Origin of the sequence: Microvirga sp. BSC39, from assembly GCF_000739015.1 — a bacterium.
Taxonomy (GTDB): Bacteria; Pseudomonadota; Alphaproteobacteria; order Rhizobiales; family Beijerinckiaceae; genus Microvirga.
Map to the genome: position 1 here is coordinate 75,064 of NZ_JPUG01000025.1, position 20,616 is coordinate 95,679.

At 65.6% G+C, this 20,616-nt stretch carries 24 protein-coding genes; 10 read left to right on the forward strand and 14 right to left on the reverse strand.

What is annotated here, in order from left to right; translation table 11 throughout:
• Nucleotides 1–114 precede the first annotated feature (114 nt).
• From MA07_RS02640 to MA07_RS02665, 6 genes are all read left to right on the forward strand, one after another.
• Nucleotides 115–855 (forward strand): DUF429 domain-containing protein, encoded by a 741-nt coding sequence (locus tag MA07_RS02640; RefSeq protein WP_036346586.1) that lies wholly within the window; start codon nt 115–117, stop codon nt 853–855.
• Nucleotides 852–1,790, forward strand: coding sequence for a threonine/serine dehydratase (locus tag MA07_RS02645; protein WP_036346589.1), 939 nt, complete (start codon nt 852–854; stop codon nt 1,788–1,790). Before MA07_RS02640 ends, MA07_RS02645 begins: the two co-directional genes overlap by 4 nt.
• A gap of 49 nt (nt 1,791–1,839) precedes the next feature.
• Nucleotides 1,840–2,820 (forward strand): sodium-dependent bicarbonate transport family permease, encoded by a 981-nt coding sequence (locus MA07_RS02650; protein WP_036346592.1) that lies wholly within the window; start codon nt 1,840–1,842, stop codon nt 2,818–2,820.
• Between the two features lie 26 nt (nt 2,821–2,846).
• Nucleotides 2,847–3,158, forward strand: coding sequence for a DUF190 domain-containing protein (locus MA07_RS02655; RefSeq protein ID WP_036346595.1), 312 nt, complete (start codon nt 2,847–2,849; stop codon nt 3,156–3,158).
• A 66-nt stretch (nt 3,159–3,224) separates the two neighbouring features.
• Nucleotides 3,225–3,902, forward strand: coding sequence for a carbonic anhydrase (locus MA07_RS02660; protein WP_036346598.1), 678 nt, complete (start codon nt 3,225–3,227; stop codon nt 3,900–3,902).
• Between the two features lie 86 nt (nt 3,903–3,988).
• Entirely contained in the window at nt 3,989–6,136 is a 2,148-nt protein-coding gene (locus MA07_RS02665; RefSeq protein ID WP_036346601.1) for a PAS domain S-box protein, read from the forward strand.
• A gap of 80 nt (nt 6,137–6,216) precedes the next feature.
• On the opposite strand, the gene MA07_RS02670 is transcribed toward MA07_RS02665, so the two are convergent.
• Together MA07_RS02670 and MA07_RS02675 are read right to left on the reverse strand one after the other, a co-directional pair.
• The gene (locus MA07_RS02670) at nt 6,217–7,248 is read right to left on the reverse strand and encodes an aspartate-semialdehyde dehydrogenase (RefSeq protein WP_036346602.1); all 1,032 of its coding nucleotides are present in this window, start codon (nt 7,246–7,248) and stop codon (nt 6,217–6,219) included.
• A 262-nt stretch (nt 7,249–7,510) separates the two neighbouring features.
• Nucleotides 7,511–7,993 (reverse strand): GNAT family N-acetyltransferase, encoded by a 483-nt coding sequence (locus MA07_RS02675; RefSeq protein ID WP_036346604.1) that lies wholly within the window; start codon nt 7,991–7,993, stop codon nt 7,511–7,513.
• Between the two features lie 117 nt (nt 7,994–8,110).
• Here MA07_RS02675 and MA07_RS27465 point away from each other — a divergent pair, with 117 nt between their 5' ends.
• Nucleotides 8,111–8,905, forward strand: a complete 795-nt coding sequence (locus MA07_RS27465) for a hypothetical protein (RefSeq protein ID WP_052002765.1) — start codon at nt 8,111–8,113, stop codon at nt 8,903–8,905.
• Here the strand turns inward: MA07_RS27465 and MA07_RS02685 are convergent.
• A complete protein-coding gene (locus MA07_RS02685; RefSeq protein ID WP_036346605.1) occupies nt 8,883–10,007 on the reverse strand; it encodes a sulfite oxidase in 1,125 nt (374 codons plus the stop codon). The two genes, MA07_RS27465 and MA07_RS02685, sit on opposite strands and share 23 nt — an antisense overlap.
• 142 nt (nt 10,008–10,149) lie before the next feature.
• On the opposite strand from MA07_RS02685, the gene MA07_RS02690 reads away from it, so the two are divergent.
• Nucleotides 10,150–10,470: a hypothetical protein gene (locus tag MA07_RS02690; RefSeq protein ID WP_036346607.1), complete on the forward strand. Its 321-nt coding sequence runs from the start codon at nt 10,150–10,152 to the stop codon at nt 10,468–10,470.
• Between the two features lie 49 nt (nt 10,471–10,519).
• Here the strand turns inward: MA07_RS02690 and leuB are convergent, their stop codons facing one another.
• From leuB to MA07_RS02720, 6 genes are all read right to left on the reverse strand, one after another.
• Nucleotides 10,520–11,626: a 3-isopropylmalate dehydrogenase gene (gene leuB / locus MA07_RS02695; protein WP_036346609.1), complete on the reverse strand. Its 1,107-nt coding sequence runs from the start codon at nt 11,624–11,626 to the stop codon at nt 10,520–10,522.
• Between the two features lie 86 nt (nt 11,627–11,712).
• Complete coding sequence (locus MA07_RS02700; protein ID WP_036346611.1) at nt 11,713–12,102, reverse strand: RidA family protein; 390 nt, start codon at nt 12,100–12,102, stop codon at nt 11,713–11,715.
• Between the two features lie 108 nt (nt 12,103–12,210).
• The gene (locus MA07_RS02705; protein WP_036346614.1) at nt 12,211–13,620 is read right to left on the reverse strand and encodes a bifunctional serine/threonine-protein kinase/universal stress protein; all 1,410 of its coding nucleotides are present in this window, start codon (nt 13,618–13,620) and stop codon (nt 12,211–12,213) included.
• A gap of 3 nt (nt 13,621–13,623) precedes the next feature.
• Entirely contained in the window at nt 13,624–14,364 is a 741-nt protein-coding gene (locus tag MA07_RS02710) for a metallophosphoesterase family protein (protein WP_036346616.1), read from the reverse strand.
• 115 nt (nt 14,365–14,479) lie between these two features.
• The gene (locus MA07_RS02715; RefSeq protein WP_036346622.1) at nt 14,480–15,670 is read right to left on the reverse strand and encodes a lytic murein transglycosylase; all 1,191 of its coding nucleotides are present in this window, start codon (nt 15,668–15,670) and stop codon (nt 14,480–14,482) included.
• A gap of 81 nt (nt 15,671–15,751) precedes the next feature.
• Entirely contained in the window at nt 15,752–16,132 is a 381-nt protein-coding gene (locus MA07_RS02720; RefSeq protein ID WP_036346625.1) for a cupin domain-containing protein, read from the reverse strand.
• Between MA07_RS02720 and MA07_RS02725 the strand changes: the two genes are divergently transcribed.
• Entirely contained in the window at nt 16,114–16,566 is a 453-nt protein-coding gene (locus MA07_RS02725; RefSeq protein WP_152568695.1) for a hypothetical protein, read from the forward strand. The two genes, MA07_RS02720 and MA07_RS02725, sit on opposite strands and share 19 nt — an antisense overlap.
• 61 nt (nt 16,567–16,627) lie before the next feature.
• On the opposite strand, the gene leuD is transcribed toward MA07_RS02725, so the two are convergent.
• The 3 genes from leuD to MA07_RS02740 all read right to left on the reverse strand — a co-directional run bounded on the left by leuD (nt 16,628) and on the right by MA07_RS02740 (nt 18,057).
• A complete protein-coding gene (gene leuD, locus MA07_RS02730) occupies nt 16,628–17,230 on the reverse strand; it encodes a 3-isopropylmalate dehydratase small subunit (protein WP_036346631.1) in 603 nt (200 codons plus the stop codon).
• A gap of 139 nt (nt 17,231–17,369) precedes the next feature.
• Entirely contained in the window at nt 17,370–17,777 is a 408-nt protein-coding gene (locus MA07_RS02735) for a metallopeptidase family protein (RefSeq protein WP_036346634.1), read from the reverse strand.
• Nucleotides 17,778–17,781: 4 nt separating this feature from the next.
• Nucleotides 17,782–18,057, reverse strand: coding sequence for a hypothetical protein (locus MA07_RS02740; protein WP_036346637.1), 276 nt, complete (start codon nt 18,055–18,057; stop codon nt 17,782–17,784).
• A 120-nt stretch (nt 18,058–18,177) separates the two neighbouring features.
• Here MA07_RS02740 and MA07_RS02745 point away from each other — a divergent pair, with 120 nt between their 5' ends.
• Nucleotides 18,178–18,471 (forward strand): hypothetical protein, encoded by a 294-nt coding sequence (locus MA07_RS02745; protein ID WP_036346641.1) that lies wholly within the window; start codon nt 18,178–18,180, stop codon nt 18,469–18,471.
• A 77-nt stretch (nt 18,472–18,548) separates the two neighbouring features.
• On the opposite strand, the gene leuC is transcribed toward MA07_RS02745, so the two are convergent.
• Complete coding sequence (leuC, locus tag MA07_RS02750) at nt 18,549–19,955, reverse strand: 3-isopropylmalate dehydratase large subunit (RefSeq protein ID WP_036346644.1); 1,407 nt, start codon at nt 19,953–19,955, stop codon at nt 18,549–18,551.
• Between the two features lie 230 nt (nt 19,956–20,185).
• The gene (gene rplS, locus MA07_RS02755) at nt 20,186–20,563 is read right to left on the reverse strand and encodes a 50S ribosomal protein L19 (protein WP_036346647.1); all 378 of its coding nucleotides are present in this window, start codon (nt 20,561–20,563) and stop codon (nt 20,186–20,188) included.
• Nucleotides 20,564–20,616 lie beyond the last annotated feature (53 nt).

A 20,616-nucleotide genomic window follows, 5' to 3' on the forward strand; every position in this document is an offset into this window, starting at 1 on the left:
TGTCATTCCCGGCCGGAGCGCAGCGGAGGGGAAGGTAATCCATAGCTGCAGCGCGTATGAGTGGATCCCCTTCCCTCGCTTCGCTCGCCGGGGATGACAAGTGGAGCAGAAAGAATGTGGGTTGCAGGTGTCGACGGTTGCCGGGCCGGGTGGATCGGGGTGCTCATGCGGGCCGACAATCCGTATGAGCACCGCATCATGACGGCGCCGACCTTTGCCGCTATCGTCGATGCGCCCGAAAGGCCCGAGGTGATCGCCGTCGACATGCCCATCGGCCTGCCCGAGCGCACGGAAGGCTCGGGGCGCCTGCCGGAGCAGTTGATCCGCCCGCTGCTTGAGCAACGGCAATCCTCCGTCTTCGCCATTCCCTCGCGCCGCGCCGTGGAGGCCGAGGATTATAGGGAAGCCTGCGCGATCGCCGCCGCCACGTCCGAGCCGTCGCGAAAAGTCTCGCGCCAGGGCTTTGCGATCTTTCCCAAGATCCGTGAGATCGACGCCCTGCTGCGCGCCCGGCCCGTTCTGATGACGCGCATCTACGAAGTGCATCCGGAACTCGCCTTCTGGGCCTTGAACAACGCTCAAGCCCTCGACCAGCCGAAGAAGGTCAAGGGCACCCCCTATGGGCCGGGCATGGACCTGCGACGCAGGCTTCTCAGCCGATCCGGCCTCCTGCCCGAGAGCCTGATCCACGCATCACCGCCGCGCTGCGCGGCCGCGGACGACCTGCTCGATGCGCTGGCGGGGTTGACCGTGGCGCTGGATATCGCGAGAGGTGGAGGACAACCCTTTCCCGACCCGCCCGGCCGCGACGCCCACGGCCTGCCGGTCGGCATCTGGACCCTGCGCAGATCATGACCATCACCCGCGCCGAGATCGAAGCCGCCCATGCCCGCATTGCCCTGCACGTGCGTCGCACGCCCGTCCTGAACCAGACGGGGGCCTTCGGCCATGACGGGCCGGTGAGCCTGAAGCTCGAATTCCTGCAGCACGCCGGCTCGTTCAAGACGCGCGGCGCCTTCAACGCCCTCCTGTCGCAGGAGGTGCCGTCCGCCGGCGTGGCGGCCGCCTCCGGCGGCAACCACGGCGCCGCGGTAGCCTATGCGGCCAAGCAGCTCGGCGTGAAGGCGCGCATCTTCGTGCCGGAGATCTCGAGCCCCGCCAAGATCGCCGTCATCCGCTCGCACGGCGCCGAGGTGGTGATCGGCGGCGCACGCTACGCCGATGCCCAGGAAGCCTGCGACCGCTTCGTTGCGGAGTCAGGCGCCCTGCGCATTCATCCTTTCGCCGCGGAAAGCACGATGATCGGCCAGGGCACCGCGGCGCTGGAATGGGAGCAGGACGGCCCCGCCCTCGACACGGTGCTCGTGGCGGTGGGCGGCGGAGGCCTCATCAGCGGCGTCGCCAGCTGGTGGGCCGGCCGGGTGAAGGTGGTGGGTGTGGAGCCGGAAGGCTCGCGGGCGCTGCATGCGGCGCTGGAAGCCGCAGGGCCGGTCGACGTCGATATCGACTCGGTTGCCGCCGATTCGCTCGGCGCCAAGAACACGGGCGATCTGGTCTATGCCGTCTGCCGCGAGGCGGTCGATCACGTGGCCCTCGTCGGCGACGCGGCGATCCGCGATGCGCAAAGGCTGCTCTGGCGCGACTACCGCATCGCGTCCGAGCCCGGCGGTGCGGCGGCTCTGGCGGCGCTGATCTCGGGATCCTACAAGCCGCGCCCGGGCGAACGTGTCGGCGTGCTCTTGTGCGGCGCCAATGTCGAGCTCGCCCGCCTCGCGGAGATCGCTTCCTGAGGAGCCGGGTCTTCCCCCGCAATCGTCTCTCATCCGCAGGTCTGTTGCCGTGAACCTTGTCGACCTTGCCGCCCAGAATCTTCTGTCGCCGATGGTGCTGTTCTTCGCACTAGGCTTGGCGGCGGCGCTTGCCCGTTCGGACCTGACGATCCCCGAGGCGGTGGCCAAGACGCTCGCGCTCTACCTGATGCTGTCCATCGGCTTCAAGGGCGGGGTGGAAGTGGCGGCGAACGGCATCACCCTGCGCATGCTCGGCGTGATGGGCATGGGCATCGCCCTGTCCTTCGCCCTTCCCGTCATCGGCTTCCTGGTTCTGCGCGCGGTCTCCAGCCTGTCCAGGGTGGATGCGGCCGCGGTGGCGGCCCATTACGGCTCGATCTCCATCGTCACCTTCATCGCGGCCACCGAGATCGTGCGCGGGCAGAACCTGCCCTTCGAGGGCTACATCGTCGCCGTGGCGGCCGTCATGGAAACGCCCGCCATTCTCTCCGCCCTGCTGCTGGCCCGCAGCGGCCAGCCGGCCAGAAACGGGAACGAGGGGCTGGGGTCCCTTCTGCATGAGGTCGGCCTCAACGGCTCGGTGGTGATGCTGGTGGGCTCGTTCCTCATCGGCTGGGCCACGGGCCCCAAGGGTTTGCAGATGATCGCTCCGTTCATCGTCGATCCGTTTCGCGGCGTGCTGTGTCTTTTCCTGCTCGACATGGGTCTCGTGGCAGGACGCGGCATGCGCGAAGGGGCGCGCCATCTCTCGCCGCCGGTCCTGGGCTTCGGCATCGTCATGCCGCTGATCGGCGCGGCGCTCGCCACCCTGGCGGTCTGGCCGCTGGGCCTCTCGCTGGGCGGCGCAGCCCTGTTCGTCACGCTTGCGGCTTCGGCCTCCTACATCGCCGTCCCGGCCGCCATGCGCCTTGCCCTGCCGGAGGCGAAGCCCGCCATCTATCTCACCCTGTCGCTCGGGGTGACCTTTCCCTTCAATCTGTCCATCGGGATTCCTCTCTATCTGGCCCTGGCCGGACTCGTGACAGGGTAGACATCTTCTCGAAGGAAGAAACGGCCATGCAGACCCATCCGAAGAAGCGCATCGAAATCGTCGTCGAGTATCCGGCCCTGCGGCGGCTCCTGGATCGCCTCGACCGGTCCCAGGTCACGGGCTACACCGTGATCCCCGCGCTGGCTGGCCGCGGACATGACGGCCCCTGGAGCAGCGAGGGGCTCGCAGGCGATGCGGGCCGCATGATGATGGTGATCTGCATCACCGATCCCGCCCGGCTCGACCCGGTCCTGGAAGAGGTCTATGCGGTGGTGGCCCGCCACATCGGCATCGTCACAATCTCCGACGTGCAGGTCATACGTTCGGATCATTTCTGAAAACCCCAGCCGGTTGAGGCTTCGGGCCCAGGGGCTTATAAGCCCCCGTCCCATAGGAGCGACCACATGTTCCCGACCCGCCTGACCGAAGGCTACCGCGCCTTCCTCGACGAGCGTTTCCCGCGCGAGAAGAACCGCTTCGAGGCACTCGCCGAAAAGGGCCAGTCGCCGGAGGTGATGGTGATCGGCTGCTGCGACAGCCGCGTGTCGCCGGAGGTGATTTTTGACGCGAGCCCCGGCGAGCTCTTCGTGGTGCGCAACGTGGCCAATCTGGTGCCGCCCTTCGAGACGGGGGGCGATTATCACGGCACGTCGGCGGCGCTCGAGTTCGCCGTGCAGGCGCTCAGGGTCAAGCACATCGTCGTCCTGGGACACGCCCGCTGCGGCGGCGTGCGCGCGTTTGCCGACGAGACCGCGCCGCTCTCGCCGGGCGATTTCATTGGCCGCTGGATGAACCTGATCAAGCCCGCCGGCGAACGGCTCGGACCTCCCAATGGCGATCTCGACGAATACCTGCCGCGGCTCGAACTTGCCGCCATCGAGAACAGCCTCAAGAACCTGATGACGTTCCCGTGCGTGCGCATCCTGGTGGAGCGCGGCAAGCTGCAGCTCCACGGGGCCTATTTCGGCGTGGCCACCGGCGTGCTGATGGTGCGCGATCCCGAGACCGGTGAGTTCAGGCCGGCGGTGGAAGACATGCCGGAGCGCGTGTCGATGTTTTCCGCCCGCGAGGTCAAGGGATAAAGACCGTCTCAAGTCTTCTCAGGGTAAAATGAGCCCGTTGCAGTGCGCCTGTTACGTGGTATCAGGCATGTGTGTCGGTGCACCCCATGGCAAAGATCATCCGTGGCGCCATCTATGATGAGGCACAGGTTCCTGGAAGGAGCGATCGCACAGTGGGCAAGCCCGTACCGTTTCCGGAAGAAGGATGGATTCGGACGGTCGCCCGCCAAAGCCTCCCGACGCTGCGCTCGCGCCTGATCCTTCTCACCCTCGTCCTGCTGATTCCGGCGCTCGCGACCGCGGGCTTCATCGTCTATGCCGGATATCGTCATGATCGCGAGGAGGTCGAGAAGCATCTTCAGGAAACCGCCAGAGCCCTGTCCCTCGTCGTGGATCGCCAGTTCGGGCAGGCGGAGGCTCTGCTCTGGGCCCTGTCGACATCGCCCCAGCTCATCGAGAAGGACTACGCCGAGTTCGATGCCCGGGCACGGGCGGCGATCCGTCTGCCGGGCACCTGGATCGTCGTTGCGGATGACCGGGGCCAAGTCGTCAACACGCTGCTCCCGCCCGGCAGCCCTCTGCCGGTGATCGAGAGCAAGGATCATCGCAAGGGCCTGACAGCCGGGACGGTGAGGATCAGCAATCTGTTCACGGGCTTCATGGCGAAGCAGCCGACTGTTGCCCTCGACACCATCGTGACGGCCAGGGACGGGTCCGAGCTTTACGTCAGCATCAACATGCTGGCCGGCTCGGTCAGCCGGATTCTCGCGGACCAGAATCTGCCTCCCACATGGATTGGCGCAATCATCGACCGTAATGGGATGGTGGTGGCACGGAGCCGGGATGCCGATCGGTTCGTGGGCAAGCCGGCCACTCCGGATAATGTGAAGCGGGCTGGGGCCGGGGTGCCGCAGGGTGTCTTCGAGAGCGTTTCCCTGGACGGGGTCTCGACCCTGCTGGCCCTGTCCCGCTCCCCCGGCTCGGGATGGTCGACGATCCTGGCGGTCCCCCGGTCGGAGATCACGGCAGCCCCCTGGCGCTCGGCCCTTTACCTCGCCGGGGCCGGTGGGTTCCTTCTGGCCCTCGGAGCCATCATGGCGTGGCTGGTCGGCCGCAGCATCGCGACCCCGGTCGAGGGGCTTGTCGCGCAGGCACACCGTCTCGGACGCGGCGAGCCGATCACGGCCGATGAGAGCGGAATCGCGGAGACCGACCGCGTCAGCAAGGCGCTCGTCTCGGCCTCCTTGGAACTTCGGGAGCGTGAGGCGGCCCTGCGGGAGAGCGAAGCCCGCCTTCGCGCCACCCACGAAAACGCAGCCCTGGGCATCGCCGAGATCGACCGGGACGGCCGGTTCATCTCCGTCAATGAAGCCCGGTGCAAGCTCACGGGCCACTCCCGCGAGGAGCTGATCGGACAGCACTTCGCCTATGTCACCCAGGCGGGCAGCCTGAAAAGCGATCTGGACCTCTTCGCGCGCCAGGTTGCGGGCGAACTGGACACCTATACCACCGAGACCCAGTTCACCCGCAGGGACGGCAGCCGCCGCTGGGCCCGCGTGACCAGTACGGCTCTCAAGGACGCATCGGGCAATTTCCTCTACGCCGTGCGGGTGGTGGAGGACGTGACGGAACGTCGGGAGGCCGACAGGCGCCAGAAGCTGCTCATCGACGAGTTGAATCACCGCGTGAAGAACACGCTGGCGACAGTTCAATCGCTCGCATGGCAGGCCCACCGTACGGGCATTTCGCCTCAGGAGGCGCAGGAGCGCTTCCAGGAGCGCCTGCTGGCGTTGTCACGCACGCACAACCTTCTCAACGAGACGCACTGGGAGGGAGCCTCCCTCAGAACCATCCTTGAGACGGAACTCAGACCCTACATGACGGCTCCGGGGCGCATCGGGATCGCCGGGCCGGAGGTGCATCTTGCGCCGAAGGAGGCCGTGGTCCTGGGCATGGCGTTCCATGAGCTCAGCACCAACGCCGTCAAGTACGGCGCCTTGTCGACAGCTGCCGGCAGAATACAGGTTGACTGGAGGATCGACGGGTGGGGCGAGGAAGCCGTCCTGACGGTGGACTGGTGCGAGCTGGATGGGCCCGCGCTCAAGATCCAGCCGAGTCCGGGCTTCGGTTCACGCCTGTTGCGGCAGACGATCACCCGGGAACTCGCAGGGCAGCTGGATCTGCGTTTCGAGCGGGAGGGAGTCTGCTGCACGATCGCCGTTCCGGTCGGATCGGCCGACCAGCAGGCCGCCTGAGCGACGAAGTCCGCCGGCTGAAAGAACCTGAAACAAAAAGGCCGCCCGAAGGCGGCCTTTCATTTTGATGTGCGGTCGGATCAGGCCGCCTGCTTCTTGGCCTTCAGCAGGCCGCGATTGACCATGGATTCCGCGATCTGGATTGCGTTGAGCGCCGCGCCCTTGCGCAGGTTGTCGGACACGCACCAGAACGACAGGCCGTTCTCCACCGTGATGTCCTCGCGGATGCGGGAGATGTAGGTGGCGTCCTCGCCGGCGGCCTCGTGCGGGGTGATGTAGCCGCCGGGCTCGCGCTTATCGACCACCATGATGCCGGGCGACGACCGCAGGATGTCGCGGGCCTCGTCGGCGGTGATCGGGTTCTCGAACTCCACATTCACGGCTTCCGAGTGGCTGATGAAGACCGGCACGCGCACGCAGGTTGCGGTGAGCTTGATCTTCGGGTCGAGAATCTTCTTGGTCTCGACCATCATCTTCCACTCTTCCTTCGTGTACCCGTCCTCCATGAACGTGTCGATGTGGGGGATCAGGTTGAAGGCGATGCGCTTGGGAAACTTCTTCTCCTGCACGTCCTGCAGGGAGTAGAGCGCCTTGGTCTGGCGGTCGAGCTCGTCCATGCCGTCCTTGCCGGCGCCGGAAACCGACTGGTAGGTGGCGACCACAACGCGCTTGATCGTGGCGCGGTCATGGAGCGGCTTGAGGGCCACCACGAGCTGGGCCGTGGAGCAGTTCGGGTTGGCGATGATGCCCTTCTTCATGTCGCGAAGCGCCTCGGCGTTCACCTCCGGCACTACCAGCGGCACGTCGGCGTCGTAGCGCCAGGCGGAGGAGTTGTCGATCACGACCGCGCCTTGGGCTGCGATCTTGGGCGACCACTCCTTGGAGACCTCGCCGCCGGCCGACATGAGGCAGATATCGACGTCGGAGAAGTCATAGGTGTCGAGGGTCTTGGTCTTGAGGGTCTTGTCGCCGTAGGAGACTTCCGACCCCTGGCTGCGGCGGGAGGCCAGCGCCACCACCTCGTCGGCCGGGAAGGCCCGCTCGGCAAGGATGCTCAGCATCTCGCGGCCCACATTGCCGGTCGCACCGACGACGGCGATCTTGAAACCCATGTGACTTCTCCTGTTGCGGCTCTCCCCGGAAAATTTGAAGACCCTGCTCGGGTGCTGCCTCTCGCCCCGTGGGAGAGAGGACCGGGGACGACGAGGCTTATTCGGCTGTTTTCACAGCCGTCGTGGCGGTTTTCGTTTTGCTCGTCGTCAGGGTGAGCAGCGCCATTGCCATCGTCCATCCAAAGCCTGGTTGCGGCTTTGATCGCGCCAGAAACACACCAAAGACACGCTTTCGTCAAGCGTTTCCTTGGGTTCGCCGCGTTCAATCGCCCGTCAGCACCTCGGTCGAGAGATTGAAGCGGTAGAAGACCTTGTTCATCCGCTCGGCCCCGAGGCGCTCGTAAAACGCCTGAGCGCCCGTGTTGGTGCCATCCGTGGTGAGGTCGATGCGGGTGACGCCCAGCTTGCGGGCGTAGTCCGCCAGCCAGCGCATCAGCACCATCCCCACCGCTTGGCCGCGGGCTTCGCCTTCGACGAAGAGTTCCTTGACGAAGAGGAGCCCCGACAGCTTGAAGCCGGGCCGCAGCACGGCGAAGCAGGCCAGTCCGACGGCACGCCCTTCGTGATAGGCCAGAGCATAGCGGGTGCCCTCCTGTTCGCGCATCGAGCGCTCGACCATGGTTTGCGTCGGCTCGAGAGGCTGAGCCACCTCGGGGCCGACATAGTGCAGATCCAGCGCGCGAATCAGCGCCGCGATATCGGCCGCATCTTCAAGGGTGGCGAGGCGGACGATAGTCTCGGGCATGCAGGCTCTGCTGGGTTAACCTTCGGTTTACCTTGCTTAGCAAAACCTTTCGAACCCTGGCCAGTGTCACGGTAGAACATGGGGATGACGTAATCCGTAGACGTGAGTGGTGGCGCGATGCCGAGGGCAGGCTATGCTGAATGGGACGAGGAGGATCTCGCCGACTGGGTCGACGAGCGCCCGGCCCGGCGCCTGAGGCGCAGGCGGCCGTCCTGGCTGCGGGTGATCCTGATGTCCCTCTGCAGCATCGCAGGGCTTGCCTACTTGGCCCTGCAGCTGGAACCGGCGCGCCGCCCGACTGAGCGCGCAAAGGAGGTGCCCTCCTCCGTTCTGGTCGCGCCCGCGCCGGCCTGGACGCCGGTCCCCGCCTCCCCGGCTCTTTATGCCCTCGCGGGCGCCTCAGGCCCTGTCGCTACGGAGGCGCGCCAGCACACGAACGGCGCGCGGGAGGATACCCTGATCCTCGGCCGCTTCGGCGACTTCCGCTACGCCCAAGTGTCCCTCGTGCAGGGTGCGCCTGAGACAGCGGGCAGCTTCTACATCGACATCGTGCGCCGGGCCGCCCGCGCGGGCCTAGCCGTCGCGCATCAGGGCCAGGGTCGGACGGTGGCGACGAAGTTCGGCACCCTCGAGGCCGCTCCCCTGACCTTGGCGGCCAAGGGCGAGCAGGGCTGCCAAGCCTTCCGCTTTTCCGATGGGAACGCCGATTTCAGCTTCCAGGGCTGGCTCTGCGGCTCCTCCGCGCCTGACGACGCGCAGCTGGCCTGCTTCATTGATGGGATAACCTTGGCCGGCGCAAGCAGCCCGTCCCTGAAGGCGGTCTTTACTAAGGCCGACCGCAGCCGGAGCGAGGCTTGCGGACCGAGCGCCCGCACCGCTTCCGTGGCCGTCAAGCCTCCGGCCCGACCGTAACCGCCACCCGGTGCATCACGTTGCAGCCGTAGCCATTCGGGTTCCAGTTCGCGGCCCGGAAGGGCTGCGCGCGTCCTGCCGAGTCCATGGCTCGGGCGAAAATCTCGTAGAAGCCATCGCTTGGCAGGGGGAGAGACACCTGCCAGCGCGTCCAGTCGTAGCGGTTGCGCGGCGGGATCATTGCCGCCTCGACCCAGGTCGCGCCGGCGTCGAGGGTCACCTCCACCCGCGCCACCGCGTCGTCCCCGGCCCAGGCCGCCCCGCGAATGTCGAGCGTTCGCGTACCGGCCGGATAGCGGGTGCCATCGGCCGGCGCCGTGACGATGCTGCGCACCGGCATCGATTCGAGGATGCGGTTCTCCACGTCCCTGCCATCCGCCCCCGGCGCCAGGGGGCGAACCGGCAGGCGATAGGACAGGCCGGTCATCCCCGGCCCGTCATGCTCCCGGTCGCGGATCCAGATGCGCTTGAGCCATTTCTGGCTGAGCGAGCCGGGCCAGCCCGGCACGATGAGGCGCAAAGGACCGCCATGAATGAAGGGCAGCGCCTCGCCGTTCATGGCCCAGACCAGAAGCGTGTGCTCTTCCAGGGCCTTGGCGATGGGCACGCCGCGCGACATGGCCTGATGCTCGAAGCTACCTGACTTGTCCGGATCAGCGCCGAAATGGCCGGTGAACTGGGCGCTGTCCTTCAGGCCCGCCTCGCGCAGCACGTCGCCTAGGGACACGCCGGTCCATTCCGCGCAGCCGACGCCGCCATTGGTCCAGGGATTGCCCTCCGCCTTGGGTTCGAAGAAGGAGCGGCCGTTGCCGCCGCATTCGAGCACCATGCGGAACGTCTTGTGCGGGAAGCGATTCTTCAGGTCGGCAAGCGTCAGGTGCAGCGGGCGCTCCACCTCCCCGTCGACCGTGAAGGTCCAGCCATCCGCATCCGTCATCGGTTGCGGCAGCAGGCCGTTGTTGCGCACGAAGAAGCGCGCGATGGGCGTCGTCTCGTCGTCGAGAAGCTCCTCGGGCGTCTCGGCCACGAGGGGCACGTCGCCCAGCAGGCTCAAGCCGTCCTTGCCTTCGAGGCCTTCGCGCTCGTTACGCCTGTGCTGCATTGCTCACTGTCCTTTTCACCTGTCGGTGAACCCGGTGGTTTGACGGAACCATTTTAGCGAGGTCGGCTTGTTCTGACAGTCTTCACACGTACAGACGGCGCCCGGCAAACCGATCCGGCGCGCCGCCCCTGGAGGTTTATCCATGCGCCGCTTCGCCCTTCTGGGTCTGGCTTCATTGGCTGCGCTCACGACCGTCCCGATGGTGGCGGACGCGCAGGCTCAGGACCGTCCCCTCGTTCTTCGCGTTCAGCCCCGCAGCTTCCTCGATCCCGGCCCCGTGGCCCAGCCGGGCACGCTCAACCGCTACGTCACGGCGCCGATGATCTCCTCCGTGGCGAACCCGCCCTGGAGCCATCAGCGCGACCGCTTCGGCGAGGGCTCCCTGCCCGATCCGATCGGCGGACCGTTCGTGGGAGCGCGCAACCCGTTCTCGGACATCGAGACGACCGGGTCGATCCGCTGACCCCTTCAAGAAAAAGCCCCGGATCGCTCCGGGGCTTTTCGTTTGCGCATCAAGCGAGCGCTTCCAGCTCCTTGACGATGGCGTCGCCCACATCCTGCGTGCCCACCGCGTTCATGCCGGGGCCGGCGATGTCCTTGGTGCGGGTGCCGGAGGCGAGCACATTGGCGATGGCCCGGTCCAGGCGGTCCGCCTCGTCGAGGAGGCCGAAGGAATAGCGCAACGCCATGCCGAAGGAGCCGATCATGGCAATCGGATTGGCAAGCCCCTTGCCGGCGATGTCCGGCGCGGAGCCGTGGACCGGCTCGTAGAGCGCCTTGCGCTGGCCGGTGGTCGGATCCTCGGCGCCCAGGGACGCGGAGGGCAGCATGCCGAGCGAGCCGGTGAGCATGGCGGCGATATCCGACAGGATATCGCCGAACAGGTTGTCGGTGACGATCACGTCGAACTGCTTCGGATAACGCACGAGCTGCATGGCGCAGTTGTCGGCGAGCACGTGCTCAAGCTCGACGTCGGAGAACTCCGCCTTGTGGATGCGCGTGACCACCTGGCGCCAGAACACGCCGGTCTTCATCACGTTGAACTTCTCCGCCGAGGAGACCTTGTTGCGGCGCTTGCCTGCTAGGTCGAAGGCGACGCGCGTGATGCGCTCCACTTCGTGCGTATGGTAGATCTGCGTATCGACCGCGCGCTGGGAGCCGTCCTCCAGGGTGACGATCTCCTTCGGCTCGCCGAAATAGACGCCGCCGGTGAGCTCGCGCACGATCATGATGTCGAGCCCTTCCACCACCTCGCGCTTGAGCGAGGAGGCATCGGCCAGCGCCGGATAGCAGATCGCCGGGCGAAGATTCGCGAACAGCCCGAGATCCTTGCGCAGGCGCAGCAGGCCGGCTTCCGGGCGCACCGCGTAAGGCACGCTGTCCCACTTCGCGCCGCCGACCGCGCCGAAGAGCACCGCGTCGGCGGCCTGAGCCCGCTTCATGGCGTCCTCGGAAATCGCCGCCCCATGGGCGTCATAGGCCGAGCCGCCGACGAGGTCGGTCTCCGTCTCGAAGCCCACGCCGCGCTTGCGGAACCAGCCCACAATCTTCTCGACCTCGCGCATGACCTCCGGACCGATGCCGTCGCCGGGGAGAAGGAGAAGCTTGTGCGTTGCCATGGGAAGACCCCTGTTCTGCTGTGATCGAATGCCCGGCTCTTAAAAGGCCGAACAAGCCGATTGGCAAGCGTTCATCGCGTTGGCAGTTAGGCGGAGCCTTTCAAAGCCGTCACCTCGATCTCGATCTTCATCTCGGGGAGGACAAGCGACTTGACGACCAGAAAGGTCGTTGCCGGACGGATATCGCGGAGAACCTCCCCACAGATTGCGAGAATAGCCTCGGCATCGTCCGTATCGGTCGCATAATAGGTCACGCGGACGATATCCTCGAGGCCGGACCCTGCCTCTTTGAGGAAGCGCTCGATTGTCTGCCAGCAATTGCGCGTCTGCTGCACGACATCGTCCGGGACCTGCTTGGTCTCATAATCGTAACCGGTCGTACCGGCCATGAAGATCCAGGGATCCAGCACAACGGCGCGCGAGTACCCGTAAACCTTCTCCATGGGAGAGCCGGAGGAAAGAAGCTGGCGTTTCATGAAGGTTTTCCTGATGTCGGGGAAAGCGTAGCAATGGGCATGCGTGATCGGCAAGACACTGCACAATGGACACATCGTGAAAGTTGGACACTTTGCACGGAAAGCCGGTCAGCCGTTCTCTGCGCGGCGGTCCTTCGCGGTCCTCACCACAGTGACCGAGCACGGTGCCTCCGCCACCACCTGGGACGAGACGCTCCCCAGATAGCGCCTGAGCGCCGAGGAGGCTCGCGCCCCGATCACGATGTGGTCCACATTGTTGTGGCGGGCATAATCGACGAGGGCCGCCGCCGGATCGTGCGCCTCCAGGACGCTGTAGGAAATCCGCTCCTTCGGGATTTCCAGTGACGAGCCCCAGTGCTTGAGCTGAACCAGGCGCTGCACGTGGAGGCTGTTGCCCTCCGCGTCCTCCAGGATGTCGACGGCGATGCGCGAGGTCTTGAGGATGTTGACGCAGGCAATGCGCGCCTCGGTTTCGAGGGAGAGGACGCGCTGCACCATCAGGCGCAAGGCATCGGCGAGATCCTCGCTGCCTGGCGATAGATCGACGGCGGCAAGCACGATGGGCGCGCGGGAGAGCTGGCCGGCGATGTTGGGCGTCTCCAGCGGCTGGGCCTTCCGGGCCTTGAGCCAGCGCCGAAACGTCTTCATCCCGCTGTCCCGGGCCAACCGCTCGGCGCGCTCGGTGAGCTTCACCTGGTCGGGGTTGTCCAGGTCGAGGGCGAGTTGGGCAGCGGTCGCGTAGCGGTCCTGCGGATCGACCTCGAGGCAGCGCAGGATGATCTCCTGCAGCCAGGGCGGGCAGTCGGGGGCAAGGGCCCGCGGCGGCATCGGATCGCGCCACAGGCGCTTTCGGATCTGGCCGCCCCGCGGGTTGCCGAAGGGACGCTCGCCGGTGACGAAGAAGTACAGCATCACGCCGAGCGCAAACAGGTCGCTGCGCGGATCGGCGCGGTCCTGCAGCACCTGCTCGGGCGCCATGTAGGGCGTGGTGCCGAAGGGCTCGCGGAACTCCTCGGCCAGCAGATCGGGCAGTTGCTCATGCCGGGCGAACCCGTAATCGATGAGCACGACCTCGCCGGTCTCGCGGATCATCACGTTGCTCGGCTTGATGTCGAGATGGATGACCTTCTGCAGATGCAGGTCGTGCAGGGCCTTGGCCACCTTCGCGCCGACGGCAACCACCTCCGGCCAGGGCAGCGGCACCTCGTCGAGGCGGATTTTGAGCGACTCGCCCGGGATTTTCTCCATGACGATATAGGGCATCGGGTCGAGGGGTCCGGCCGCCACGAAGCGCGGCACATGCGGCCCGGCGAGGCGGGGCATGATCATCTGCTCGGTCTCGAAGCAGACGATGGGCAGCGGATCGTCGCTGTCGAGGAGCAGCGGGATCTTCATGACGAGCGGCGTCGGGTCGTCTTCGCGGGTCACGGTCCAGAGCAGCGCCATGCCGCCGGTGCTGATGTGCTCCTGCAGCGTGAAGCCGTCGATCACCATGCCGGGCTCAAGACGCCAGCGCATGCGTCAGCGGCCCTGTTCGAGGCGAAGCGCGAGCTTCTCGGGCAAGCCCGCCTCCCTCACCTTTTGGGCGGCGGTGGCCGTGTCATAGGGCACGCGCAGGTAGCGCAGGGTCTGGCGGGCCGTGTCGAAGACGGCGTAGTTCGCCGCCGCGACTCCGTCTCGCGGTTGCCCGACAGCGCCGATGACCGCAAGCCACGTGCGGGTCGGCAGCAGCGGGATGTCGTTGTTCGCCACCGGCGAGAAGGTGCCGACCTTCGCGGTGGTGCTCATATGGTAGAGCATGGGCACATGCACATGGCCGCAGAAGGTGATGTGGGATTCGACCCGGGAAAAATGCCGGATCGCCGCCATCGGCTCATCCATGTAGTCCCAGTTGCGCGGGGCATAGCCGTTGGCATGGACATAAAGAACGTTCCCGTCCTCATGGACCAGCGGAAGATCGGCCAGAAAGCGGCGCTGCTCGGGCCCGAGCTGGCCCCGGGTCCAGCGCAGCGCCTCGCGGGCCGTGCCGTTCATGTCCTCGTCCGGGCCGTCGATGGCGGCATCATGATTGCCGAGGAGCGCGACGGCACCCTGGTCCACCAGGGTCCGGATCGTGTCGACCACCCAGGCCGGATCGGCGCCATAACCGACATAATCGCCCAGGAAGACGAAGCGGTCGACCTTGAGCAGGCGCGCATGGGCGAGGCAGGCCTGGAGCGCTTCGCGGTTGCCGTGGATGTCGGTGAGGATGGCGATGAGCATGGAAGCAGTTCAACTCCAAACGCATCGCCACCGCAAGCCAGCCAATGGATGGCGTGGTTAAAGTAGACGCATCAGACGAATCCCAGAAGTGGACACCACTTCTGGGTCCGATGCTTTACCCCCGCAGCGCCTGCAGCACCTTGCCGCCGGGCCTTCCGCGCGGTTCGAGGCCGATGCGGCGCTCCACGTCCTTGATTGCCTCGCGGGTCTTGGAGCCGATCTTGCCGTCCGGTTCGCCCACATCGTAGCCGCGGGCGGTGAGCAGGGTCTGCAGCTCCCGGCGCTGGGCGCGGGACAGCGGCGGATCGTCCGTGGGCCAGGCGGTCTGGATGCCAGGGAGACCTTTCAGCCGGTCGCCGAGGAGCGCGATGGCAAGCCCATAGGACTCGGCAGCGTTGTAGGAATAGACCGCGTCGAAATTCTTGGTGACGATGAAGGCCGGGCCGTTCACGCCCGCCGGGATGATGATGCCCGCGGCGTAGCTGCCTTCGAGGGGACGTCCGTCGACGCGGCGCACGCCCATGGCGGCCCAGGTGCTCAGCGGCTTCTTGTTCTTGCGCCCAGCGAGGCCCTGGTTGAAGTTTGCCGGCAGGCGCACCTCGTAGCCCCAGGGAAGACCGTTCACCCAGCCGGCCTTCTTCAGGAAGTTCGCCGTGGAGTGAACCGCGTCCGGCACGGAGTTCATGATGTCGCGACGCCCGTCGCCGTCGCCGTCCACCGCGAGCCGCTGGAACGTGGAGGGCATGAACTGGGTATGGCCGAAGGCCCCGGCCCAGGAGCCCCGCAGGTTCGCCGGGTTGATGTCTCCATCCTGCACGATCTTGAGCGTCGCCATCAGCTCGCCCTTGAAATACTCGTTGCGGCGGGGCGCATAGCACACGAGCGTCGTGAGCGACTGCACCAGCGGCCGGCCGCCGATATCCTTGCCGAAATTCGATTCGACGCCCCAGACGCCGGCAATCGCATGGCGGTCGACGCCGAAGCGCGCTTCGGCCGAAGCCAGGGCCTGTCCCCATTGCCGCATGGCGGTGCGGCCGTCCTGCACCCGCTCGTCGTCCACGAGGGCCGCGAGATAGTCCCAGATCGGCGTCTTGAACTCCGGCTGGTTGCTCATGAGGTCGAGGATCGTCAGATCCGGCGTAATGCCGCGGGTCGCGACATCGAAGGCCTGGCCTGAAATGCCCTTGGCAGCGGCCTGGGATTTCAGGCCGGCGAGGCAGGAGCCGAAATCGGCCTGGGCCGCAGCCGGAGTGGCGAGGCCGAAGCCGGCGAGAGCGAGCAGAGTGGGGGCAAGAAGATTCTTCATGCGCCGCACCTTGCAGGGAATTTGGTTAATCTTGTGAAAACGGGGCCGTGCCTCACGCTTTCGTCATCGCTCAGCCTCGGCTCAGCCGGCCTCGATCTCCGGATCGGGAAGATTGCACTGGATCCAGCGGTCGTTCACATGAACGTCGGTGGTCTCCAGTCGACCCGGGCCGAGGTTGACGAACTTGTGCGGAACATGGGCTGGTCCAAAGACGACCTGGCCCTTTTCACATTCGAGGCGCTCGTCGCCTACGGTGAAGAGCGCCCGCCCCTCGCGGATGATGAAGATCTCGTCATAAGGGTGGACGTGCCATTTGGGCCCGCCGCCGACTTCTTCCGTGGAATAGAACAGCACGGTCACGCCGGTGCCGAGGGTGTACCCCTCGACATGGCCCTTCCAGAATAGGTCGGGATGGGTTGTCCAGTCGGCGCGGTCAAGAACCCGTGGCTTGGCTTTCGTCATCGCTCATCCTCGTGAAGTGGATAGATTACGAGTTGCTTTCGGCTATGCTGCTGAAGGCGAAACCGAACACAATGAGAAGAATAATGGTACTGGAGGAGCACACCACGCCCGACGGTCTTCTGACACTCAGCGTCCATAAGTTTATTGATGGTATCGCCATCGGCTTTGATGGTCTAGCTTGGCATACCCACCCAGACCTCCTCGTCGGATCTTATGGCGACGACGAGGAGAAGGCTTTGAGAGGCTTCATATCGGCGATTCTCAATGACAAGCTCCTGATCGTCTGCTTGACGGCGGGAGACGGCCTGGAAGCGGCATGGGTCGAGGACGACTTACATTACGCCCTTGACGCTGCCGTGGAGAGTAAAGCCATAAAGATCAGGTATTGGAGCGGCTGGTTACCGAGCCATACGAACGCTTCCGCACAGGCCTGAGCTTCTCGGCCGCTGAGCGGCAAAGGAGCGAACCAGTCCGCCGAACCTCACCCCAAATTTTCTAAGCCCAAGCCCGCTCGCCGAGCTTCTTCTCGAAGCTGTCGATGGCGGAGGCCTTTTCCATAGTCAGGCCGATGCCGTCGAGGCCGTTGAGCATGCAGTGCTTCTTGAACGGGTCGATGTCGAAGGTGATGGAGCCGCCGTCGGGGCCGCGGATCTCTTGCCGTTCCAGGTCGACCGTCAGCGTGGCGTTGGCGCCGCGGCTGGCATCGTCGAAGAGCTTCTCCAGGTCTTCCGGCGAGACCTTGATCGGCAGGATGCCGTTCTGGAAGCAGTTGTTGTAGAAGATGTCCGCGAAGCTCGTTGAGATCACGCAGCGGATGCCGAAATCGAGCAGCGCCCAGGGAGCATGCTCGCGGGACGAGCCGCAGCCGAAATTGTCCCCCGCCACCAGGATCTTGGCATTGCGGTAGGCCGGTTGGTTGAGGACGAAATCCGGGTTCTCCGACCCGTCCTCGCGGTAGCGCATTTCCGAGAAGAGGCCGGTGCCGAGCCCCGTGCGCTTGATCGTCTTCAGGTACTGCTTGGGGATGATCATATCGGTGTCGATATTGATGATCCGCAGCGGCGCCGCGACGCTTTCCAGCACGGTGAACTTGTCCATGGTCCTCAATCCTTCAGGCGGCGCCTGAGCCGCTTTTCAGGTGCCTCATACCAAAGGCTTCTGGGGTCGGCTAGGGCAACCATGTCGCGGCGCGCAAAGAATTGTCGCCGGGCGGGCTCCCAACGCAATTTTATGAGGCTTAAGAGGCCGCCGTCTCGATGGCCTCCATGTCCTCGTCCGAGAGGCCGAAATGGTGGCCGATCTCGTGGACCAGCACGTGAGTGACGATGTGGCCTAGGCTCTCCTCGTGCTCGGCCCAGTAATCGAGGATCGGGCGGCGGTAGAGCCAGACCATGTTGGGGAACTGGCCCGTCTGCATCATGGCGCCGCCCTGGGCGAGCCCGATGCCGCGGAAGAGGCCTAGCAGATCGAAGGGCGTCTCGCAGCCCATCTCCCGCAAGGTCTCGTCATCGGGAAAATCCTCGACCCGGATCACCACGCCCTCGCACAGGGCGCGGAATTCGGCCGGCAGGCGGGCGTAAGCGTCCTGTGCCAGGGCTTCCATGTCGTCGAGGGAAGGGGCCTGGAGGGTGGCGAGATCGGTCATGGTCTTAAAGGACGTCGAGCTGAACGAGGAGCCAGAAGCCGAGGATGACGACGCCGATCAGGGACAGAATGCGCCCGATGCGCCGGCCCCAGAGCTCGATCGGGTCGGTGCCGCCATCCGGGTCCGAACCCATGGCATCCTTGGCGCCGAAATGATCGCCAGCCCGCCGGCCCATGCGGGCGAGCGCGGAGGAGCCCAGCGTGTCCGTGTCCCGCTGCACGCGCTCCAGTGCCTCGCGGGCCTCGGAGGCCTCGCGCGCCTCGCGCTCCCGTTCATTCATCACTCGCCTCCCGGCTTAACGTCGACTTCACCATGGCGCCTGAACGGCAGCTTCGCAACGGAACGCCTCTGCAGCTCAGCCGTTAACAGCCCCGGATAACCAATTCTTGAAGAGGCAACAATGCGTACGATTCTCGGTGTCCTGGCTGTGGCCGGGTTGACTTTCCTCGGCGCCGGCACGGCGTCGGCCCAGGGCGTTGATGTGCGGATCGGCCCGAACGGCGTTCGCCTCGAGCAGAACCGCCCGGCCTATCGCGAGCGTATCATCGAACGCCGCGTGGTGCGTCCCGCCCGCACCCGCACCGTGTGCCGCACGGTGATGGAGGAGCGCGTCCGCCGGAACGGCGTCATCGTCCGTCGCCCGGTGGAGCGCTGCCGTCAGGTAGTGGCCGGCCGCCGGGTGTATGTGGACTAAGGGCGAAAAATTTTCCGCATAAGAAAGGCCGTGACTCGCGCGAGTCACGGCCTTTTCGTTTCTTGCGAGGCTGTGGATCAGCCGAAGGTGCGGATGTCCACGAAGCGGCCCGCGATCGCCGCCGCCGCCGCCATGGCGGGCGACACGAGATGGGTGCGGCCCTTGAAGCCCTGACGGCCCTCGAAATTGCGGTTGGAGGTCGAGGCGCAGCGCTCGCCCGGAGCCAGCCGGTCGGCGTTCATGGCCAGGCACATGGAGCAGCCGGGCTCGCGCCAGTCGAAGCCGGCCGCCTTGAAGATCCTGTCGAGCCCCTCAGCCTCGGCCTGCATCTTCACGATGCCGGAGCCGGGCACGATCATGGCGCTGACGGTCTCGGCCACGCGCTTGCCTTCGACGACCTTGGCCACCGCCCGCAGGTCCTCGATGCGGCCGTTGGTGCAGGAGCCGATAAACACGCGGTCGAGGGTGATGTCGGTGATCTTCGTGCCGGGGGTGAGACCCATATATTCCAGCGCGCGCCACTTGGAGCGGCGCTTGTTCTCATCCTGGATGTCATCCGGGTTCGGCACCACGCCAGCCACCGAGATCACGTCCTCGGGGCTCGTGCCCCAGGTGACGATGGGCGGCAGGCTGGCGGCATCGAGGCGGATTTCGGAGTCGAAGAACGCGCCTTCGTCGGTGCGAAGGCTGTCCCAATAGCGCACGGCCGCATCCCAGGCATCGCCCTTGGGAGCCTTGGGGCGGTCTTTCAGATAGGCATAGGTCTTCTCGTCGGGGGCCACCATGCCGGCCCGGGCGCCGCCCTCGATGGCCATGTTGCAGACCGTCATGCGGCCTTCCATGGACAGGGACCGGATGGCCTCGCCCGCATATTCGATCACGTGACCCGTGCCGCCGGCGGTGCCGATCTCGCCGATGATGGCCAGGATGATGTCCTTGGCGGTGACGCCGGCGGGCAGCTGCCCGTCCACGGTCACGCGCATGTTCTTGGCCTTCTTCTGGATCAGCGTCTGCGTGGCGAGGACGTGCTCCACCTCGGACGTTCCGATGCCGTGGGCGAGCGAGCCGAAGGCGCCGTGGGTCGAGGTGTGGCTGTCGCCGCACACGATGGTCATGCCCGGAAGCGTGAAGCCCTGCTCCGGGCCCACCACGTGGACGATGCCCTGGCGGGTGTCGAGCTCGTTGTAATACTCGACGCCGAAATCCTTGGCATTCTGGGCGAGAGCCGCGACCTGGGTGGCGGCTTCGGGATCCTCGATGCCGTGAGAGCGGTCGGAGGTCGGCACGTTGTGGTCGACCACGGCCAGGGTCTTGTGCGGCTGGCGCACCTGACGGCCGGTCATGCGCAGGCCCTCGAAGGCCTGGGGGCTGGTGACCTCATGGACGAGGTGGCGGTCGATGTAGAGAAGGCACGTCCCGTCATCCTGCTGATCGACGACGTGATCGTCCCAGATCTTGTCATAGAGGGTGCGGGCTTTGGCCATGGTTCTCTTCCAACGGTCTCGACAATGGTAATTTCAGCGTGTTTAGCGGCTTGAGCCGTCCAGGAGAAGATGCCCTGAGCGCACACCGCATTGAAACGATCGCATAGCAGAGATGACAAAACGCGCAATTATATTTTTGTCGCGCCGCATTGTCCGCAAAGCTTCCCCCATCAGCAAAAAAGCGCGGTTTGCACCGCGCTTTTGAAAAACTTTGCCTGAGAAGGGGAGCCTTACTCGGCTGCAGCCTGGGTCTTCTTCTCGGCGCGCTCGGTGATACGGGCCGACTTACCGCGACGGTCGCGCAGGTAGTACAGCTTGGCGCGGCGAACGGCACCGCGGCGCACGACCTTGATCGAGTCGACGTTCGGCGAATAGATCGGGAACACGCGCTCCACGCCTTCGCCGTAGGAAATCTTGCGGACCGTGAAGCTCTCCTGGAGCCCGCCACCCGAACGGGCGATGCAGACGCCTTCATAAGCCTGGATACGCGAGCGCTCGCCTTCCTTCACCTTCACGTTGACGATGACGGTGTCGCCGGGCTGGAAATCGGGAATGGTCTTGGCGAGCTTGGCGATCTGCTCTTGCTCGAGCTGCTGAATGATGTTCATGGTCTATACTCCTGCCGTTGCGCGGCCTCAGGGCAAGCCCCGGACCCGCTGGA

Excerpts from the sequence above, each read along its gene's own strand:
- MA07_RS02640 (WP_036346586.1), top strand. The coding sequence starts at position 115 with ATGTGGGTTGCAGGTGTCGACGGTTGCCGGGCCGGGTGGATCGGGGTG.
- MA07_RS02645 (WP_036346589.1), top strand. The coding sequence starts at position 852 with ATGACCATCACCCGCGCCGAGATCGAAGCCGCCCATGCCCGCATTGCC.
- MA07_RS02655 (WP_036346595.1), top strand. The coding sequence starts at position 2,847 with ATGCAGACCCATCCGAAGAAGCGCATCGAAATCGTCGTCGAGTATCCG.
- MA07_RS02660 (WP_036346598.1), top strand. The coding sequence starts at position 3,225 with ATGTTCCCGACCCGCCTGACCGAAGGCTACCGCGCCTTCCTCGACGAG.
- MA07_RS02665 (WP_036346601.1), top strand. The coding sequence starts at position 3,989 with ATGGCAAAGATCATCCGTGGCGCCATCTATGATGAGGCACAGGTTCCT.
- MA07_RS02670 (WP_036346602.1), bottom strand. The coding sequence starts at position 7,248 with ATGGGTTTCAAGATCGCCGTCGTCGGTGCGACCGGCAATGTGGGCCGC.
- MA07_RS02675 (WP_036346604.1), bottom strand. The coding sequence starts at position 7,993 with ATGCCCGAGACTATCGTCCGCCTCGCCACCCTTGAAGATGCGGCCGAT.
- MA07_RS27465 (WP_052002765.1), top strand. The coding sequence starts at position 8,111 with ATGCCGAGGGCAGGCTATGCTGAATGGGACGAGGAGGATCTCGCCGAC.
- MA07_RS02685 (WP_036346605.1), bottom strand. The coding sequence starts at position 10,007 with ATGCAGCACAGGCGTAACGAGCGCGAAGGCCTCGAAGGCAAGGACGGC.
- MA07_RS02690 (WP_036346607.1), top strand. The coding sequence starts at position 10,150 with ATGCGCCGCTTCGCCCTTCTGGGTCTGGCTTCATTGGCTGCGCTCACG.
- leuB (WP_036346609.1), bottom strand. The coding sequence starts at position 11,626 with ATGGCAACGCACAAGCTTCTCCTTCTCCCCGGCGACGGCATCGGTCCG.
- MA07_RS02700 (WP_036346611.1), bottom strand. The coding sequence starts at position 12,102 with ATGAAACGCCAGCTTCTTTCCTCCGGCTCTCCCATGGAGAAGGTTTAC.
- MA07_RS02705 (WP_036346614.1), bottom strand. The coding sequence starts at position 13,620 with ATGCGCTGGCGTCTTGAGCCCGGCATGGTGATCGACGGCTTCACGCTG.
- MA07_RS02710 (WP_036346616.1), bottom strand. The coding sequence starts at position 14,364 with ATGCTCATCGCCATCCTCACCGACATCCACGGCAACCGCGAAGCGCTC.
- MA07_RS02715 (WP_036346622.1), bottom strand. The coding sequence starts at position 15,670 with ATGAAGAATCTTCTTGCCCCCACTCTGCTCGCTCTCGCCGGCTTCGGC.
- MA07_RS02720 (WP_036346625.1), bottom strand. The coding sequence starts at position 16,132 with ATGACGAAAGCCAAGCCACGGGTTCTTGACCGCGCCGACTGGACAACC.
- leuD (WP_036346631.1), bottom strand. The coding sequence starts at position 17,230 with ATGGACAAGTTCACCGTGCTGGAAAGCGTCGCGGCGCCGCTGCGGATC.
- MA07_RS02735 (WP_036346634.1), bottom strand. The coding sequence starts at position 17,777 with ATGACCGATCTCGCCACCCTCCAGGCCCCTTCCCTCGACGACATGGAA.
- MA07_RS02740 (WP_036346637.1), bottom strand. The coding sequence starts at position 18,057 with ATGAATGAACGGGAGCGCGAGGCGCGCGAGGCCTCCGAGGCCCGCGAG.
- MA07_RS02745 (WP_036346641.1), top strand. The coding sequence starts at position 18,178 with ATGCGTACGATTCTCGGTGTCCTGGCTGTGGCCGGGTTGACTTTCCTC.
- leuC (WP_036346644.1), bottom strand. The coding sequence starts at position 19,955 with ATGGCCAAAGCCCGCACCCTCTATGACAAGATCTGGGACGATCACGTC.
- rplS (WP_036346647.1), bottom strand. The coding sequence starts at position 20,563 with ATGAACATCATTCAGCAGCTCGAGCAAGAGCAGATCGCCAAGCTCGCC.